Consider the following 15,235-nt stretch of genomic DNA (forward strand, 5'->3'; position numbering starts at 1 on the left):
GGCGGCGGGCCCCCCCCCCCCCCCCCCCCCCCCCCCCCCCCGCTCCTACAGGGGTATGCTGGAGTCATGAAACGCTTTGCCGTCCTTGCCTTATTCGTGGCGCTTGCCGGCTGCAGCTCGGCGCCCACCACCCCACCCAAACCCGATGCCAGCGGCGAGGTCAGCGTGCGCTGCTCCTCATCGCCCAGCATCATTACGCTGGGTGACTGCGAGACCAAGGCCAGGCAGGCCTGTGGCGGCCCGGTCACCGAACTCAGCCGCGGCTTTGGGCCACGGCTGGGCGGTGATGTCGATATCTTCGCGCGTTACCGGTGCACCGGCCCCTGACACAAGCACTCGCCATCCTCGTTGGCATGGCCTAGCAGCGCATCGAGCAGGCTGGCCGTGGGCGTCCACTCACCGATCGCCGGGTGGATCAGCATGGCCTTGCGTGCCCCCAGTGGCGTGCCTTCCAGCACGGAGGTGATGGCGGCGCGCTCATAGGCCTTCACCGAGCGGACGAGACCCGCCACGGCATCCGGCAACGGTGCGAGTTTGCGCGGTTCGATCCGATCGAGCGAGATATCGCACAGGGTTTCCACCACATCGGCATCCGGCAGGTCCGGCACCGCACCCCGGTTACGCGTGTTGACCACGATCGGTGCAGGTTTCGCCCCGGTCAACGCACTCATCACATCGATCGCGATGCGGTGGTAGCCCGTCGCCACACGGAACGGATCAACATCCAGGCTGACATCCGCATCAAACGCCGAGCCTCCCTCGGCCTCCAGCTTCATGTACGAGCCCGAGCGCTGGTTGAGGTAGGCCGCGTAAATATCCACGGCTTCGTCGCCCTGCCCCGCGGCAAGCCGCGCGCTCAGGGTAGCGAACAACTCGTCATTGAGTTTCGAGATTTCCGCGCCGCGGCTGCCGCCCTGGCGGCGCTGGTTGCCCAGCGCACGCTGCCGCTCGTAATAGAAGAACAGGTATTCGGTGGGAATGAGCCGCAACGTGCGGATCATGTCCGTATCGAACAGCGGCGCCAAATAGAGGCTGCGCAGCAGTTCGTCACTATCCAGCAGCGTGTCGATCTTCTCTTCGCCGCGTACGCGTACGCTGCGCACCCAGCCCAGGTGGTTCAGGCCAACGTAATCGCATTCCACATCCGCATACGGCTCGCCCAGCGCGCGGGCAATGTTGTGGAACAGCTCCGTTGGCGTGTCACAAATGCCGACGATCCGGGCCTTGCTGTGGTCGTTCACGGCCTGGGTGATCAGCCCGGCCGGGTTGGTGAAATTCACCAGCCATGCCTCGGGCGCAAGGCGTTCGACCAGGCGTGCCTGCTCGATGGCAATGGGGATGGTCCGCAAACCCATCGCCACGCCCGCCGGGCCCGTGGTCTCCTGGCCCGGGTAGCCATGCTCGATCGCCACACGCTCATCGGCCGCACGGCCGGTGATGCCGCCGATACGGATGCTGTTGAGAACGAAGTCGGCACCTTCGATCGTATCTTCGATCGAACTGGCGCCACGCAGGCGCAGGTCGCCGCCGAAGCGGCGCACGATCGCATTGCCCAGGTCCACCATGATGCGCAGGCGCGCAGGATCCGGATCGTAAAGCACCATCTCCGCGGCACCAAGCGCCTGCGCCGCCTCGTTCACACCGAAAACCACGAGGGGCGAGCGTACGCCGCCACCACCAACCAGTGCGATCTTACGATCGGTACGTCTGTTCACGAAGGGTCCTCAATTGGGGGGGATGGGGTAGCGCCTCAAGGGCGCCAGGGGCCGTGCTGCACAGCGCGCCGCAGATACAGGCGCGCTCGAGCGCACGGCCAAGGGGTTCGTCGTCGAGCCAGCCATCGATGAGGCCGGCGTTGAACGCATCGCCAGCACCCGTGGTATCCACGGCATCCACCATGGGCGGAGCCACGCTACTGAGTACGCCACCGGCGATGGCAAGTGCACCCTCCGCGCCTCGTTTCAGGACCGCGCGGGCCAGGCCGTTATCGAGCACCCAGGCAACATAGGCCTCCACCGAGGTTTCACCGCAGGCAAGTGCCGCCTCGGCGGCGTTGGGCAGGAACAGGTCCACCTCACGGCAGGTGGCGATATTCGCGGTGTCGCGCAACCACTCCGGGCTGTGGCCCACATCAATGGATGTGCTGCAGCCGGCGGCGCGAAGCACCGGCAGGATGCCCGTGGCGAGCTCCCTGGAAAGCGGCATGGCGAAATGCACGTGGCGGGCCGCCGCGAGGTCCGAGATCACGGCGGGCACCGTCAGCAACTCCGCCAGCCCACGGTTCGCGCCGGGGTAGGTAAAGAACGTGCGGTCGTCGCGCATCGATACGCTGACGGTAATCCCGGTGCCATCGTGCTCAAGGCGGATGCCGCCGATGCCGACCCCAAACTCGCTGAGCCGGTGCTCGAACCAATCAAAATCCGCATCGCCGATCAGGCCGACCAGGCGAACGCGCCGGCCCAGCCGCGACAGCCCACAGGCGGTGTTGACGCTACCGCCACCAAGCTCGCGTACGTAGCCCTGGGCGATCACTTCCTCGCCAGGTCGGGGCCAGTGGGGGAACCCGGTGAAAACGTGGTCGGCGAATATTTCGCCCACCACGGCAACATCCCAGGGCTTTACGTGGGGAATGGCCACGTGCGTGTCCTCCGTGCTTGCCATAGGAAAAGGACACTACCCACCGCGATGGCGACGACGGCGGTGAGCATGGTAGGTACGCCGCTGGTCGCGACGAGGTAGAGCCAGCCGGCCACGCTGATGGCAATCGGCAGGGGGTAAAGCGGCATTCGGAACACATCCGCGTTGCGATCGCGTCGGCGCAGCGCCACCACGGCAAAGCACTGTGCGATGTACTGGAACAGGATCTGCACCACCATGAGCATGCTGATCAGCTTTTCCAGCGAAAGGAAACAGGCCAGCGCGGAGGTGGTGCCGACGAACAGCAACGATACGGTAGGAAAGCCATCGCGTGGATGCAGCCGGGCGAATGGTTTGAAAAACTGGCCTTCCGAGGCCGCCGCATAGGGAACGCGTGAGTAGCCGAGCAACACGACCAGCGCGGAACCCCAGCTGGCGACCAGGATGAGCACGACCGCGACCGTGCCACCCCACGCGCCGTGCACGGCCTGCATCATGTCGGCCACGACCGCCGTGGAATGCGCCGCCTGCTCCCAGGGCAGCACGCCGAGGATGCTGACGTTCAGGCCGAGGTAAAGCACGGCCACTACCGGGATCGAGATCAGCACGGCCATGGGAATGGTGCGCCGCGGCTGCTTCACTTCACCACCCAGCATGCATACGTTGTTGTAGCCGCCGTAGTCATACACCGCGATGAGGGATACGGCGCCGAGGCCCAGCCAGAAACCCTTGCCAGACGGCACCGGCGCCTCCATGAAGTGCTTCGCGGTGGCCATGTCGAAATGGGTGATGCCGGTGAAGACGATCCACACGGCAGCGGCGACGACGGCCGTGGTGACCACCAGCGAAAGCTTCTGGATGTCACCCACCTTGCGGTAGAGGATGGCGGTATTCAGCAGGCACAGCGTGGCGGCCACCAGCACACGGCCGCCATCGCCCAGCGAGGGCATGAGGTAGCCCGCGTATTGTGCGAAACCCACTGCCGCGGAGCCTATGGAGAGCGGCGCGGTTAACAGGGTCTGCCACAGGTACAGGAATCCGAACAGTCGCCCTGCCCGCTCGCGACCGTAGGCCTCGCGCAGGTAATGGTAAGGCCCCCCGGATTCGGGAATGGTTGAGCCAAGTTCCGCCCACACTAGGCCATCGCACAGGCAGAGCAGCGCGCCCGCGATCCAGCCGAGCAACACCGCCGGCCCCGCGAGCGCGGTGAGCGCCAGCGGTATGGTCACGAACGGGCCGATGCCGATCATGTTCAGCACGTTCGCCGATAGCCCGCCCCAGAAGCCGATCGCACGCGGCGGGGCCACGTTCGTGATCACTTTGGTATCGCCTTCACGCCAACCCGTCATGCATCCGCTCCGCGCAGCTAATAGGCGCACCTTCGGTGCGGTGCAGATCGAGTACGCGCACGGTGTTCGCACCGTGCTTCAGCCAGGCACCCGGGCAATACAGCCGCTGCTGCGGGCCGATGTGCCAGTAGCGCCCAAGCAGGCGGCCATTGACCCAGAGATAGCCTTTGTTCCAGGCCGACATATCCAGGTACACATCGCCCGCCTTATCCAGCGATAGCGCCCCTTCAAACAGTACGCCGCCGCGGGTGGGTGCGCCACGCAGCGCGGGCATCTCGTCCAGCCACGCGCCATCCAGCGGCAAGGGCCACGCTTGCACATCACGTGCCGGTGCGCCTTCGAACGTAACCGGACCCACCAGGCCCTTGTGATCACCCAGGCGCGGGCCGAAGTTGATGTGGCCGAACGTGTCTACGAGCACGTCGATGACGGCTTCCCCCGCGATGGTGACGTCGGGCGACGAGGAGACGGCCGGGTGCGTCACGCGCGACACATGCCCTACCTCGCGACCGTCGGCATACACGACGGCATAGTCGCGCACGCCTTCAAGGCGCAGTGTGCCGCCGTGGCCCACGCGTTTGCGATACACGACCAGGCCCTGGTCCTGGCCGAACAGCACTTCGTTCGGGCCCGGCTGCGGCAGCTCTACCGCCTGCCCCAGCGCGTCCCACAGCGATGCCTTCGCCGCCGGCGTAAAGGGGGCGAAGCGGCCAGCCGGTATATCCGCGGGAGGCCTGGGTGCCTTGACACCCGCCTCGCGGGTAATCACATCACGAAGTGTGGCATAGGCAGGCGAAGCGCGGCCACGCTCATCGATCGGCGCCGCGTAGTCGTAGCTGGTAATCACCGGCTGGAATTGCGACCCGTCGTCCTCGGCATTGCTGCCTGCGGTAAGGCCGAAGTTCGTGCCGCCGTGCGCCACGTAAAGGTTGAACGAGTATCCCGCCCGGATGATCGAACGCAGCGTGTCGACGTAATCCTTGCCAGCGAATGCACTCTCGCCCCAGTGCGTCAGCCAGCCGGGGTAACCCTCGCCGACCCACACCGGCGCGTCGCCCGCGTAGGTCGGTCCCTTCCCGAGCGTGTCGACATCCGCACCATCGAGGCCGAGCGCGGCACCCGGCAAGTACGCCTTGCGCCGCTCAAGGTCTTTCCACCCATCGGAAACCGAAAACGGTCCGTCAATCCCATGCACCCGCCACATATCGGCCAGTGCGTGCAGGTAATCCACGTCATCCGCGAACATCGAATACTCATTTTCCACCTGGATCATGAGCACCGGGCCGCCGTTGGCCGCCATCAGTGGCTTCACGAAGGCAGCAAGCTGGCCGATATAGCGAAGGGTCGCCGCCATGAACGCGGGATCATCCTTCGTGCGCAGCTTGATATCGGGGTCCCGCAACAGGTACGCCGGAAGCCCGCCGTTGGTCCACTCACCGCAGACGTAAGGGCCCGGCCGCAGGTATACCCACATGCCTTCGGCCTGGCAGAGCCGGATGAATGCCGCCACATCGCGGTTCTCACTCTGCCAGTCAAACACCCCGGGCCGCCGCTCATGGTGGTTCCACATGACATAGATGGCGATGGTATTCAGGCCCATCGCCTTCGCCATGCGGATGCGGTGCTGCCAGTACTCACGGGGGATGCGGGCCGGGTGCATCTCCCCACTGCGGATCCGGAACGGACGCCCATCGAGCTCGAACCGCCGCTCGCCGAAACCGAACCGGTGTGGACGCCCGTCCGGCGCCGTATCGATAGCCGGACCCGCCCACGCGCCCCCGGACATAGCCAGGGGCGCGAGCAGCGAAATGGCGATGAACTCCCGGCGGCGCATGCTCAGAACGAGTACTTCACGGTGACCAGCGCGGTGCGGCCTGCATCGACGATATCCGAGTTCACCAGGCTGTACTGGCCAATGTGCGACCAGTACTGGTACTGCTTGGTGAGGTTGCTGATCTGCAGATCGAACTGCAGCCCGTTATCCATCTGGTAACCGGCATGCAGGTCAACGCGGCGGATCGGCCGCAACCACAGGTCATCCCACGGCGCACCCTGGTTGAGGAAATCGTACGTGGAGATGTACGAGCCGGTGTAGTGGTAGCTGAGGTTCACCGAGAAACCGTACTTCTCGTAGAACAGCTCCGCATTGGCCATGGTGCGCGGGGCCTGCTGCAGGCGCTCGTTCTCGAAGCCGTCGCGGCCAAGGTCCACGCGCGAGTTCTGCTTGGTGGCGTTGACGCTGAAGCCAAGCCCGTTCCAGGCACCCGGCAAGTCCTCGAACTTCTGGCGTACAGTCGCTTCGATGCCATAAACCCGGCCATCGCCACCGTTCATCGGTGTCTTGGTCAGCACGGTGCCCACGCCCGATGTATTCGGGTTGGCCTGGCCACCACCACTGTCGTAGATGTAATCCTTCAACTTCTTGTAGTAGCTGGTAAGCGAGAAGAACCCGCCGTGGTCGGTGGTCCATTCCGCGCCCAGGTCTACGTTGGTCGCCTTGATCGGATCCAGGTCCGGGTTGCCACGGGTGATCGTCGTCACACCGTTGGAAACACTGATCTGCTCGCCGCCACCCAACTGCACGAAGGCCGGGCGGGTATAGCTCTGCCAGATAGAACCGCGGAATACCACGTTACCGCCCGGGCGGTAATTGACGAACAGGCTACCCAGCGGCTCGTTGTAAATGGTGCGGTTGTTCGAGAAGTATCCCGGCAGTTCGTTGCCGTCGGCATCCTGGGGCGTCGTCCAGAACGTGTTGTGGATCGACGTATGCTCGAAGCGCACGCCCGGGATGATCTCCAGCGGGCCATCCTGGATAGTCGCCATGGCGTACGCCGCGGACACCGCCTCGGTGCCACGCATGGTGTCGCAATTGAAGTTGTTGTAGTCGAGCTGGCTACAGGTATCCAGATCCGATGGCTGCACATGCGCCGCGATCAGGGCGGCCACGGCCGCACGGCTTACGTCCGGGGTGACCCATGGGTACTTGCCCGGGAAGATCTGGCTGTAATCTCCCTTGAAGATGCCCAGGTCACCCAGGGTCGTGGTGCCATCATTGATGCCGCCGGTCGACCAGTCGCGGTTGGTGAACTCGCGCGAGCTGTCGCTGTACTTCACGCCGAACTTCACGTTCTGCACCGGGCCATCTTCAAAGTCATAACGCAGGTCCAGCTTGGCGCCACCACGCTTCTGGCCCGAGCGGATCTTGGTGACCTCGCCATAGTCGTTGGCGTACATGTTCTGGATGTTGTTCACCGAGTTCAGCAACGCCGGGGTGAGCACCGGGTACGGGAAGTGGTTGCCGCCGTAGCTGAGCAGCGAACTCTGGTTATAGGCGAAGTTATCCTGCAAGTACTTGTCCTCGCGCCCGTCGATCTCCACGTGCTCGGGGCGATCGTTGCGGCCAATGCTCCAGAACACGTTGGGCGAAATGGTCCAGCCACCGGCGGTCTTGTCCGCACCCAGCTGGATCGTGGCCAGGTCCGCGCGCTCGGGGTTGGTTTCGAACCAGAAGCGGTTGGCAATCCGCCCGATATTGGGCGTATACACACCGGGCGTGGCCGTCGGGACATAGGTCACATCCTGCGGCAGCAACTGGTTATACGTGGTGTTCTGTTCGGTCAGCGCGTAAGCATACGAGGCCTTGGCATAAGCGTGCAGGGTCGGATCCACGTTCCAGTCGAACGACATGTTGCCGCCATACCGGCGCTCGAAACCGGAGGCGATTCCAACGTTCGTGCCGATGCTGGTCAGGTTGTGCTGCGGATCGTAGCCCGGCGCATTCTCACCTTCGGCGGTCGCATGCAGGAACGCCCAGGAACCATCATTCGATGCGCTTTCTGCGGCGCCAATCTCGCTATTAGCGATGTTGCGGTAATCGTAATACCCGCTGATATAGAAGCCGAACTGCTTTTCCTCACCGAACTTTTTCTGCAGTTCGCCAGCCAGGCCGCTGCCGAGGCCGCTGCCGCCGTAATCCCGCGCGCGGCTTTCCACGCGGCCACTGGCGGTCACGCTGCCGCTGAAATCCTTCTTGAAGTCGAATGCGCTGGGCGTGCGGAAATCGATGGTGCCGCCGATGGCGTCGCCATCCATATCGGCTGTCGAGGTCTTGTTGAGCACGATCGTCTGCAAGCCGGACGGCGGCAGCAGGCTGAGCTGCACGCTACGGCTGTACGGCATGCCCTGGGCGACGTTGCTGCCATTCACCAGGTTCACGTTGTATTCGGAAGGAAGGCCGCGCACGGAAGCGAACATGCCTTCACCGCGTGCCGCGCCATCAATACCGCCGAAGTAGCCCGTACCGGTCGTGGTGACATTCACGCCCGACATCAGGCCCAGTGCCTCGGCCACGTTGTGCACGGCCGTATTCTGCAGGTCCTTGGCCGACAGCACGTCCACCGTATTCACTGAGTCCATGCGAATGCTGGTGGCTTCGTAGCGGTTCGCGACGACGCTCAGCGCCTTCATCTGCACGGCCTTCTCTTTCTCGGCTTTTTCCTTGTCTGTCTTGCTTGCGCCGGTAGTGGCCGGCGGATCGGTCGTCGGCGGTGCCTGCTGCGCCATGGCCGGCGCCGCAAGAAAACCAAAGGCCGTACAGACGGCCAGGACAAGCGCCTTTTTCGTCAGAACTTGATTGTTACGCACAATGCACCCCACCCCGGAAAGTGTCGCTGAAGACAACACAAGGCCCTCCGCCTGTGTTGCGGATTGAGCTGACCAGCGACCTTCGACGTGCGCGTACGCCCTGCACGCGGCCAGGGGCCGCCATCAGGCGTGCATCACGACATGTCCGCGCGCAGGCGCGAACCCATCAGGAAGGGAGGCCGATCAGGAAAACGGATCAGCAGGCGTGGCGCGGCGGGGAATAACCGGCAAGGGATTTGCCCCGCGAACGCAGGGCGCTGAGCTTGGCGCGGGAAAGGATCGGCTGGCCGTCGGCCTGCACGAACGGGAACGACGGCTCCGCCATGGCGCAACCCGGATGTGCTGGATTGTGACTGCGGTGTCGCATGGTGACCCCTCGCGGAAGACGCCGTACGCAATGGCAATGCGGCGCTTCGACAAGATATAGCGCACCATAAAATCCGCGTCAACAAGCGGTTTTAGATCGGTTTTTTCTGTTGCGCAGCAGCAATGGCCAGCGATTAGAAGGCAGCATTCCAACCGATGTTGATCCAGTGCTCCGCATGCGGGCTCCGCTCGCTACCCACGACCAGATCCAGGCTGGAGTCGCCGAAGTTCAGGCGCACGCCGCCCTGGTCGGTGATCGTGCGGTGGGTCCACATGCGCTCGACCAGCAACGTCCAGCGCGTGGTCAGCGAGAAGTCCAGGCCAACGCCGTAGAGCGCGTAAGCCGATTCACCACGCACGCGGTCTGCACCCGCATTAATCGCGACCATCCAGCGCCGTGCATCATCGATGCCGAACGTCGTGGCGACATAGGCTTGCGCATCGTCCCTGCGCCCGTGCAACCAGGTCGCCGCCGTCGCCACGGCGACGCCAACACCCTTGTCATCGCCATTGCGCAACTGCCACTTGATGGAGGGATTGATACCAGGCCCTGCTATCCCGTGCCCCGTGTTGAGCGTCACACCGAATTCGACCGGACCCGCACCGCACGCGGGTACGGCATACAAGCCGTTGCTGCCGTGCGACCACTCGCGCAACCACGACTCCAGCTGGCATTTCCCGGCACCCACGACCGAGGCATCGTCGACGTTATAGCTGCCGCCTTCGGCATGCGCATGCATGGGGCTACCAAGCACTGCGGCGAATGCAAGCATGCGCAACAAAAAAACGCCGTAGCGAACTCGCATTCGCAACGGCGCATAAAGCCGGCATCTGGGGGAAATGGGCGATGCCGGATCTAGCGTAACGGCACATCGGAACATGGCTTTAATCCGTTCGGCATATTCGCGATATGCGCAGTTTCATCATTTGGTAGCCGGTACGCTCGTTGCCTGTGCGACCGCGGCTGGGGGCAGCAGTTTATCCTGTGCCGCGCGCACGATGGTGCCGAATATGATGATCGCCAGCACCACGTTAGTGATAACGAATAACACCGGTGCAGCGTCTGCGATCGCACCCGTCACTCCGCGACTCACCATCGTGATCGCCGTACCCGAAAGCGCGGTGAGGCCGAAGGTGAAGGCCCAGTAGCTCGGTGCAAACGGTTGCTTCGAAATCCATGGCAACAACCGGATCAGCATGAAGAACTGCAACAGGCCGTATCCCCACGCCGCTTGCACGAGCAGCTCCGGTGTGCCCTGAGTGTTCGCCAGCCAGGCAGCCACGGCAACGACAGGAGGCGCCAGCTGGATGCCAAGCGTGGGGCGCAGTGCGACGGGCAACGCCTGCGCGTGGAACAGCCGGTTGACAATGACCGACTCCAGCGCCAGCCACATGAACACCCCTGCCCCGAGGAACAGGATGCCCCAGGACGCGTAGCCCAGGGTACCCGCGGTAATCGCGGTGATGAAATTACCGGCCACCGATGGCAGGTAGATGACCGGCGTCACCGTGGTGATTTCGCGGCCGCCTTGCAGCATGTCGCCAACGCGCCACACGCTGAAGAGGACATGGCCAACGCCGCCGACCACAAGGGCAACCACCGCGAGCGCATGGGCATGCGGCGCCAGCACCACACCCATCAATGCGGTGGTTGCCGGCACCAACCCAATGAAGCAGCACTGCACCGGGTGCCTTACCTCTTCGAGCGCGGCTTCCCTGTGGCCGAGCCATTTCATCGCGTAGCACGTGATCAGCACGGCCCACACCACGAAGGCCACCGTCATGATGGCTTCGCCGATCACCGGCGGCACGCCCCACAGATGGCTCGCGTTACGCCAGTTGCCGCCCAGGCCCACCAGGCCCAGGACCATGCCGAAGAAGGAAGCGGGTATGGAACGGCGCAATACCATGGGAGGCCTCGGGGGTCGCGAACGCGCCCACTATCTTGGCCTCACCCCAGGGCGTATTGGCAAATGCCGTTGTCAGTCCTTGGCCCAGATGCCGGCATGCAATACCCATTTGCCCTTGCGGTTTTCCCAATAGGGATGGACGTAGTGGTAGCCGGGGCGGTCGCGCTCCCAGTGGCCACGCACCGCCTCATAGTCATGACCGTTCCAACCCCAGTATCCGTGCGCCCACACCCAGCCGGGGCGATCGGCCGGGGCATCCTCGGCGTATTCCCCGGGGGGCTCGTGGGTCACGACCACAAGTGTCTCATTGCGCGCCAGGCGCGGCGCGGGGGCACAGGCAGCCAGTGAGAGGGTGACGGCGAGGGCCAGGAGGGGCGTGGCGATCGCTGGGCGCATGGGAATCCTCAGGTAGCAAAGGGCGAGAGTAAAACGACCCAACGCTTTCCTGGCCATTTCGTTGGCGGCTACGGCCCCGGCGTTCGGCAGGCATTCATGGCGCGGGACCGGTCACTTCACACTTTCCTTGGCGCTCAGCGGGACGACCGCACGTTCGCGCCCTTCCCCTGCGTCGCCACGCCGGGCGGCCGCCCGGGGGATCGATGGTGATGTCCGGCCGAGGGTGATGTTCTTCGATGCCCGCACATCCCTGTTCGAAAAGGTCCAGATCTCACCCGTTTCGGTGATGAACACCGTCCAGTAAAGGTCGGACTCGGGGCCGTAATCGATGAGGAAATGAGCGAAGCCTTCGCCCTTGGGTGTATTCAGCGGAAGCGGGGGATTGAGCTGCAGCATGATGTCCTAGCCGCCCTTCTGCGTGTGGTTGTCTTCGCCTGTACCGTCCTTCGGGTCGCCCGATGCATCCGTTTCGCGAGGCCGGGTTGGGTCGCGCGGGCGCTCCGGCGGATCGTTCTGCCCGGGATGTTTTGGGGGTGCATTCTTCTCATTTGCCATGACGTGCTCCTCGTACGTACCAGCAGCGTCTACGTGACAGGTTGAAGGCCGGGTGCTGTCGCCGTGACGGCCACGTTGATACGCGGTGTGCCATCACTCGCCATCCACGCCTGCGAACGGAGAGTACGGCCATGAAGATCGCGACCTTCAACGTCAACGGGATCACCGCCCGCTTGCCGCATTTGCTGGAGTGGCTCAAACGAGAACAACCCGATGTCGCCTGCCTGCAGGAACTGAAGTCGCCCGACAAGGGCTTCCCACTGCAGGCCATCCATAACGCCGGCTACGGTGCGGTCTGGTCGGGACAGGCGTCGTGGAACGGGGTGGCCATCCTCTCCCGCAGCGAGGACCCGATCGAAAGCCGGCGCAGCCTCCCGGGCGACGAGAAGGATGTGCATAGCCGCTATATCGAGGCGCTCGCCCACGGCGTCCTGGTCGGCTCTATCTACCTGCCGAACGGCAACCCGCGCCCCGGGCCGAAGTTCGATTACAAGCTGGCATGGTTTGAACGCCTGCTCGCTTATGCGAAACCGCTTTTCGATACGGGATACCCCGTCGTCCTGGCGGGCGACTACAACGTGGTGCCTACGGATGGCGACATCTACGACCCGAAAAACTGGCGGCGCGATGCCCTGCTGCAGCCCGAATCTCGCGACGCCTATGCGCGCCTGCTCGCCCAGGGCTGGACGGACGCGCTGCGGGCGATGCACCCGGATGCCCATATCTATACGTTCTGGGACTATTTTCGCCAGCACTGGCCGCGCGACCGGGGTCTGAGGATCGATCACCTGCTCCTCTCCGCCGACCTGGCAAAGCGCCTGAAGAACGCCGGGGTGGATCGCTGGGTCCGCGACCTGCCCAAAGCCAGCGACCACGCACCCACCTGGGTGGAGCTTCGCGACCCCGCCACGGCTAAGCCGCGGCGCTAGGGCACCCCGGACGTGAAGGCCGCCATGGGAACCGTCACAGAACGGCCAAAAAAGCGAAGCAAGGACACGGCGGGTTTGCTAGATTCGCGGCAACACCCCCGCCAGCACGTCCATGCCCCAAGAGCGTCACGCACGGCTCACCCGTCTAGTCGATCGCAGCAGCAAAGCCAGTGTGGCCCTGGTGGTGCTCCTGACCCTTGCTGGCGTGGCGACAGCCATGGGCCTTCTGGCCACCCAGCGCATCGTCAGCAAGCGCTATGAAGTACTGATCGCCACCCAGGCCATCGGCCAGGATGTCCATGACATGCGGGCGGCGATCGGCGCCTGGGTACTGCGCGACGATCCCAATGCCTCGATGAACTGGCACCAGGCGGTAGCCTCGGGCGAAGGCCATGTCGCCACGCTGCAGGCAAGCCTCGGTGGTGATACACGCGAAAAGGCGCTGGTCGCCGCGCTGGCCGCCAGCCTTCAGCAACGGGTTGATACGGCGGCGCCCTTCCTCGCCCGTTCGGCCGCCGCCGAGCGGCAGCGCCATATCGAAGAACTCATGGGTGCCGACTACCAGTCGCGTAACGACGCCGTCGCCCGCGATGTGACTGCCCTGGCGGCGTATGAGCGGATGCGGCTCCAGCGCGGCCAGTTCCGCCAGGACCTGGTGCTCTCGGTAGCCGGCGTGGCGCTGGTAGCCCTGGTTCTGTGGTCGGTGATCACGCTGCGGCGCGCCCGCTACACGGCCCGCAGCCTCGTGGACGGCTGGCGTGATGCGCTCGATGCCACCCAGCGCGGGCGCGCCGAGCTCCACGCCTTCACCGACGCCGCGCCTCTTGCCGTGTTCCATGTGAATGCCTACGGGGTGCCCCAGTGGCAGAACGCACAGGCCAACGCCTGGGTGGGAGCGCGGACCGGCCGGGATGTAGCGGCCTTCATGCGCGAGAACATCGAGGAAGCCGACCGCGAGCGCGTGCTCGAAGCCTGGCGCCTGCTCGTCACCGAGGGTAAACGCTTCGAACAGGTATTTCGCTTCCACGGCACAGACCGGCTGACGGTCTGGGCCCATGCCCATGCGACCCCGGTCGTGGATGACGGCGCAACCAGCGGTTTTGTCGCGGTGCTGCAGGACATCACCGGGGCCAGGATGCTGCAGGAAGAGCTCGACCACTCGCGCAAGCGCCTGCGCCGCATGACCGATGCGATTCCCGCCCTGATCGGCCGCCTGGACCAGGATGAAACATACCGTTTCGTCAACGCGACGTACCGGCAGTGGTTCGGCGATGCCGCGCCGCGTATCGGCCAGACCTTGCGTGAGTTCGTCGGCGATGCGAACTACCAGCGACTGGTGCCCATGCTCGCACGCGTACACCACGGGCAAGCGGTGCGCTTCGAGATGAACCAGATGAAGCTGCACGGCAAGTACTTCACCGGGGACGTGACCTACACACCCGAGTTTGACGATGCCGGCGCCTTCCATGGCTTCTATGTCATGGTCACCGACGTGAGCGAGCGCAAGAAGCTGGAAGAAAGCCTGTTCGCGGCGAAGGAACTGGCGCAAGTCACGCTGGACTCGATCGGCGACGCCGTCCTCACCACCGATACCACCGGCACCATCACGTTCCTCAACCAGCGTGCGGAGTCGTTGCTGCTGCGCCCGACCATGCGCGCCCGTGGCATGCCCATCGAATCGGTCGTCCATCTTCGCGACATGCACGACCAGCCCAGCGACAGTTCCCTGCTCAGGGCGATCGCGGAGGAGCGTACGGTCGACATGCTCCAGCCACGTCAGTTGCTTCTGGCCGATGGCACGCGACTGGATATCGAGGATGTCGCCGCCCCCATTCGCGACCGCGACGGCCACGTCGTCGGCGGGGTACTGGTGCTACGCGATGTCTCCGTGGCACGGGCGGTCGCCGACCGCATGCGCCAGCTCGCCGAATCGGACACGCTGACGGGCCTGCCTAATCGCCTGGTCTTTGAAGAGCGCCTGAAGGCTGCACTCGCCCACCTCAGGGCGACCGATAGCCTCGCCGTGCTGTACATGGACCTGGATGGGTTCAAGGCGGTCAATGACGTGCACGGTCATGCCGCCGGCGATGAGTTGCTGCGCCAGTTCGCCGAACGCCTGCTCCGCCGCACGCGCAAGGCCGATACCGTGTGTCGGCTGGGAGGCGATGAATTCGTCGCACTCCTGGCGCCGCCGATTTCACTGCGCGAGGCCATGGTGCGCGCTGAGGATTTCGTGGACGCCGCCAGCCAGCCGTTTTTCTGGAACGGTTTGCCACTGCATGTCACGCTCAGCGTGGGCACTGCGACGGCACCCCAGCATGGCGTCGACGCCCTCGCGCTCGTCCGCCGCGCCGATGATGCCCTGTACGAAGCCAAAGCCACCGGCAAGAACAAAATCGCCGTCCTGTAGGAGCGCGCTTGCGCGCGATTCGGCGTTGTCGCGAGC

General features: G+C 64.4%; 14 protein-coding genes. 3 read left to right on the top strand and 11 right to left on the bottom strand.

Annotated features, from left to right (window positions below):
- Window positions 1-66 precede the first annotated feature (66 nt).
- Window positions 67-327, top strand: a complete 261-nt coding sequence (locus ABIE56_RS00380; protein WP_429241844.1) for a hypothetical protein — start codon at window positions 67-69, stop codon at window positions 325-327.
- On the opposite strand, the gene ABIE56_RS00385 is transcribed toward ABIE56_RS00380, so the two are convergent.
- The 11 genes from ABIE56_RS00385 to ABIE56_RS00435 all read right to left on the bottom strand — a co-directional run bounded on the left by ABIE56_RS00385 (window position 306) and on the right by ABIE56_RS00435 (window position 11,860).
- The gene (locus tag ABIE56_RS00385) at window positions 306-1,715 is read right to left on the bottom strand and encodes a 6-phospho-beta-glucosidase (RefSeq protein WP_429241845.1); all 1,410 of its coding nucleotides are present in this window, start codon (window positions 1,713-1,715) and stop codon (window positions 306-308) included. The two genes, ABIE56_RS00380 and ABIE56_RS00385, sit on opposite strands and share 22 nt — an antisense overlap.
- Entirely contained in the window at window positions 1,693-2,637 is a 945-nt protein-coding gene (locus tag ABIE56_RS00390; protein WP_429241846.1) for a carbohydrate kinase family protein, read from the bottom strand. The genes ABIE56_RS00385 and ABIE56_RS00390 overlap by 23 nt, the downstream gene beginning before the upstream one ends.
- The gene (locus tag ABIE56_RS00395) at window positions 2,619-3,986 is read right to left on the bottom strand and encodes an APC family permease (protein WP_429241847.1); all 1,368 of its coding nucleotides are present in this window, start codon (window positions 3,984-3,986) and stop codon (window positions 2,619-2,621) included. Before ABIE56_RS00395 ends, ABIE56_RS00390 begins: the two co-directional genes overlap by 19 nt.
- Window positions 3,970-5,820: a beta-galactosidase gene (locus ABIE56_RS00400; RefSeq protein ID WP_429241848.1), complete on the bottom strand. Its 1,851-nt coding sequence runs from the start codon at window positions 5,818-5,820 to the stop codon at window positions 3,970-3,972. Before ABIE56_RS00400 ends, ABIE56_RS00395 begins: the two co-directional genes overlap by 17 nt.
- Before the next feature lie 2 nt (window positions 5,821-5,822).
- Complete coding sequence (locus ABIE56_RS00405; RefSeq protein WP_429241849.1) at window positions 5,823-8,552, bottom strand: TonB-dependent receptor; 2,730 nt, start codon at window positions 8,550-8,552, stop codon at window positions 5,823-5,825.
- 277 nt (window positions 8,553-8,829) lie between these two features.
- Window positions 8,830-8,958, bottom strand: a complete 129-nt coding sequence (locus ABIE56_RS00410) for a hypothetical protein (RefSeq protein WP_429241850.1) — start codon at window positions 8,956-8,958, stop codon at window positions 8,830-8,832.
- A 175-nt stretch (window positions 8,959-9,133) separates the two neighbouring features.
- Window positions 9,134-9,739 carry a hypothetical protein gene (locus tag ABIE56_RS00415; protein ID WP_429241851.1) on the bottom strand — a complete coding sequence of 202 codons (606 nt, stop codon included), beginning with the start codon at window positions 9,737-9,739 and terminating at the stop codon, window positions 9,134-9,136.
- A 183-nt stretch (window positions 9,740-9,922) separates the two neighbouring features.
- The gene (tehA, locus tag ABIE56_RS00420) at window positions 9,923-10,909 is read right to left on the bottom strand and encodes a dicarboxylate transporter/tellurite-resistance protein TehA (protein WP_429241852.1); all 987 of its coding nucleotides are present in this window, start codon (window positions 10,907-10,909) and stop codon (window positions 9,923-9,925) included.
- 72 nt (window positions 10,910-10,981) lie between these two features.
- Window positions 10,982-11,305: a YXWGXW repeat-containing protein gene (locus ABIE56_RS00425; protein WP_429241853.1), complete on the bottom strand. Its 324-nt coding sequence runs from the start codon at window positions 11,303-11,305 to the stop codon at window positions 10,982-10,984.
- Between the two features lie 111 nt (window positions 11,306-11,416).
- Complete coding sequence (locus ABIE56_RS00430; RefSeq protein ID WP_429241854.1) at window positions 11,417-11,701, bottom strand: hypothetical protein; 285 nt, start codon at window positions 11,699-11,701, stop codon at window positions 11,417-11,419.
- A 6-nt stretch (window positions 11,702-11,707) separates the two neighbouring features.
- A complete protein-coding gene (locus ABIE56_RS00435) occupies window positions 11,708-11,860 on the bottom strand; it encodes a hypothetical protein (protein ID WP_429241855.1) in 153 nt (50 codons plus the stop codon).
- 131 nt (window positions 11,861-11,991) lie between these two features.
- Here ABIE56_RS00435 and ABIE56_RS00440 point away from each other — a divergent pair, with 131 nt between their 5' ends.
- Together ABIE56_RS00440 and ABIE56_RS00445 are read left to right on the top strand one after the other, a co-directional pair.
- On the top strand, window positions 11,992-12,789 hold the full coding sequence (locus tag ABIE56_RS00440; RefSeq protein ID WP_429241856.1) for an exodeoxyribonuclease III: 798 nt from the start codon (window positions 11,992-11,994) through the stop codon (window positions 12,787-12,789).
- Between the two features lie 112 nt (window positions 12,790-12,901).
- On the top strand, window positions 12,902-15,199 hold the full coding sequence (locus ABIE56_RS00445) for a diguanylate cyclase domain-containing protein (RefSeq protein ID WP_429241857.1): 2,298 nt from the start codon (window positions 12,902-12,904) through the stop codon (window positions 15,197-15,199).
- The last annotated feature ends 36 nt before the right edge of the window (window positions 15,200-15,235 follow it).

This window comes from Luteibacter sp. 621, assembly GCF_050435445.1.
In the GTDB taxonomy this organism is placed as follows: Bacteria; Pseudomonadota; Gammaproteobacteria; order Xanthomonadales; family Rhodanobacteraceae; genus Luteibacter.

Coding starts and splice junctions, on each gene's coding strand:
- ABIE56_RS00380 (WP_429241844.1), top strand. CDS start 67: ATGAAACGCTTTGCCGTCCTTGCCTTATTCGTGGCGCTTGCCGGCTGC.
- ABIE56_RS00395 (WP_429241847.1), bottom strand. CDS start 3,986: ATGACGGGTTGGCGTGAAGGCGATACCAAAGTGATCACGAACGTGGCC.
- ABIE56_RS00400 (WP_429241848.1), bottom strand. CDS start 5,820: ATGCGCCGCCGGGAGTTCATCGCCATTTCGCTGCTCGCGCCCCTGGCT.
- ABIE56_RS00405 (WP_429241849.1), bottom strand. CDS start 8,552: ATGGCGCAGCAGGCACCGCCGACGACCGATCCGCCGGCCACTACCGGC.
- ABIE56_RS00410 (WP_429241850.1), bottom strand. CDS start 8,958: ATGGCGGAGCCGTCGTTCCCGTTCGTGCAGGCCGACGGCCAGCCGATC.
- ABIE56_RS00415 (WP_429241851.1), bottom strand. CDS start 9,739: ATGCATGCGCATGCCGAAGGCGGCAGCTATAACGTCGACGATGCCTCG.
- tehA (WP_429241852.1), bottom strand. CDS start 10,909: ATGGTATTGCGCCGTTCCATACCCGCTTCCTTCTTCGGCATGGTCCTG.
- ABIE56_RS00425 (WP_429241853.1), bottom strand. CDS start 11,305: ATGCGCCCAGCGATCGCCACGCCCCTCCTGGCCCTCGCCGTCACCCTC.
- ABIE56_RS00430 (WP_429241854.1), bottom strand. CDS start 11,701: ATGCTGCAGCTCAATCCCCCGCTTCCGCTGAATACACCCAAGGGCGAA.
- ABIE56_RS00435 (WP_429241855.1), bottom strand. CDS start 11,860: ATGGCAAATGAGAAGAATGCACCCCCAAAACATCCCGGGCAGAACGAT.
- ABIE56_RS00440 (WP_429241856.1), top strand. CDS start 11,992: ATGAAGATCGCGACCTTCAACGTCAACGGGATCACCGCCCGCTTGCCG.
- ABIE56_RS00445 (WP_429241857.1), top strand. CDS start 12,902: ATGCCCCAAGAGCGTCACGCACGGCTCACCCGTCTAGTCGATCGCAGC.